The following is a 2480-nucleotide window of genomic DNA, read 5'->3' as shown; positions in this document are numbered from 1 at the left end:
GCGCCGAGCGCGACCGTGGCCAGCCGGGCCGCCCTAGTGCCGCGCAGCAACCACCGGGAGGCGACCAGCACGGCGACCAAGGCGACCACGCCGTACACCACGGCCGTGACGATGACGTCGATGTTCTGCTTGCCGAAGTCGCCGGAGGTTTGCAGCGCGTAGCGCACCCGCCAGTACAGGTTGAAGCCGAAGCTGAGCACCGCCAACGCCATCGACGCGTAACCGATGAGACGGGCGGACCTCAGCCAGGCGGTGTGTTCGTCGCCCTCGGGAACCGGTCCCGAGCGGGCGCCGGCGGTTACGGCTTGCGCGCTCAGCAGGGAGCCGGCGATGCCCACCCACGCCCCGGGCCCCACGCCGCCCGGCACGTTCACCGTGCCGCCGAAGCGGACGGTCTCGAAGGCGTCGAATCCGACGAACGCCAGCACCAGCAGCGCGTAGGGGACATTGAGCGCCAGCCGCAGCCGGCCCGTCGTCGCCGGGTTGAACCGGGCGCCGGACGACCGCCACGAACCGGCCGCCGCGACGGCGATGAGGGACAGCGCGGTGACCCCGATCAACACCGCGAACAGGGCGCCGCTGCTGCCGGGAATCCCGACGCCGAAGTACAGATTCCACGGCAGGAACACGGCGGCGACGAGCAGCGCGGCGGCGGTCAGGTCGCTGACGGCGTGCCAGCGCCGCGTCGAATCACCGGCCGGCTCGGCGGGCGGCCTGGGGATGCGAGTGGTTTGCTGGGCCTGCTCCCGGATGGGGCCGGTAGGGGCGTCGTCGCTGCTCTGGCTCACCATGCCCCCCGGGAATCAAGGACGGACGCCGTGGCAGATTCCCCTGCGACCGTCCTGTCGTTGGAGAAGCTGGTTACGCTGCGGTAGAGGCAAACGTTGTTCGCCCGAATAACGGATACTGCCAACGGTATCGCAAGTGTAATGATGCGGGGACATTGCTGACCGTGGGGTGGCCAGCCGAAGGAGAACCGGGATGGACGTCGTGTTGGGGGTCGCGGTCACGGGCCCGGTTGCCCGCTTGGCGCTCGTCGGGCCGGGCGCGGACGTGATCGACCAATCCGTCGTCGACCTCGAGGAGAACCCGGTCGGGAAACTCGCCGAGACGGTGGTCGGCACCAATAGGCTGCTGGCCGACGAGAACCACCGGCTGGTGGGCACCCGGGTGTGCTGGAGCGACGAGCCGCGGGCCGGCCAGCTGCGCCAAGCCCTGGAAGATTCCGGCGTCTCGAACGTCGCGGTGCTCTCGGAGTCGCAGGCGGTGACCGCGCTGATGCGCGCGGCCGGACAGCCCGGGGCCGCGCTGGTGATCACCGACGCGACGGCGACGCTGTCGGTGCCGGCGCCCGCCGATGACCAGAACGCCCCGCCGACCGTGCTGGCCAGTGAGCCACTCGCGGGCGACGCGACCGCGACGTTCAACACGATGATGGCCCAACTCAGCGGCCGGCCGGACGCGCCGGGTGAGGTGTACCTGGTGGGCGCCTCCCCGGAGCTGGCCCGGGCGGCCGAGGGGTTCCACGACGCGTCGACCATGCGGGTGCAGGTCGCCGACGATCCCGAGTTCGCCCTGGCCCGTGGCGCGGCCATCGTCGCGGCGCAGGCGCTGTCGGCCGGCGACGCCACCGCCATGGCGCCGGCCGTGGGGCTCGCCGGCGACGAGACCGCGATCTCCCCGGTGCGGGCCACCGGTGACGAGACGACGATGGTGCCGCCGCCGCACGCGGAGGAACCCCAGCTGGCGTATTCGATGGCCGACGAGCCCGAGCCGTTCGCGGGCGACGAGTACGACCCCGAATACGACGACTACGACGAGACCGAGGCCATCCCCACGCGGCTGAGCCGCCGGTCGCTGCTGGTCGGCAACGCCGTGATCGCCTTCGCGGTCATCGGTTTCGCGTCGCTGGCCGCCGCCGTGGCGATCGCGGTCCGTCCCACCGCGAGCCAACAGCCGGTGGTGGGCCACCAGAACGCCGCCCCGGGCAAGTTCATGCCGCTCTTGCCGACGCAGCAGCAGGCGCCGGTGCCACCGCCGCCGGTCGACCAGCCCAACGCCGGCTTCCAGGGCGGCGTCATCCCGGACGCCAACGGTCTCCTGCCCGCGCAGGGCACCTCGCCGGGCGGCGCCGGGCCGGCCGTCCCCGTCGCGCCGGTGTCGCCGGGCACCCCGGGTTTCGTTCCTAACCCGAATCCCGTTGTGCCACTGCCGATTCCGATCATCATTCCCTACCCCCCGTACAACCCGCCGACGATCACCACCACGACGCCGACGACCACGACCACCACGACCACCACGACGACCACCACCACCACGACCACTCCCTCGGGGCCGTCCACCACCACGCCAACCACCACGACGGAAACCAGCTCGACGCCGACGACCACGACGACGACACCGCCGCACGTGACGACGACGACGCCACCGACGGCGACCAAGACCCCGTTGACCGAGACCCAAACGCCGACGACCGCGGC

At 71.8% G+C, this 2480-nt stretch carries 1 protein-coding gene and 1 pseudogene; one reads left to right on the top strand and one right to left on the bottom strand.

The features are described 5' to 3' along the window. Positions 1-791, bottom strand: a pseudogene (locus A5702_RS11775) (hypothetical protein); the annotation flags it as partial. 190 nt (positions 792-981) lie between these two features. Here A5702_RS11775 and A5702_RS26715 point away from each other — a divergent pair. Then, positions 982-2480, top strand: a 1499-nt coding sequence (locus A5702_RS26715) for a hypothetical protein (protein WP_068220867.1), incomplete at its 3' end; no start/stop codon positions are given.

Source organism: Mycobacterium sp. E3339 (assembly GCF_001666915.1).
In the GTDB taxonomy this organism is placed as follows: domain Bacteria; phylum Actinomycetota; class Actinomycetes; order Mycobacteriales; family Mycobacteriaceae; genus Mycobacterium.
This window is presented reverse-complemented; position numbering and strand designations above follow the sequence as displayed.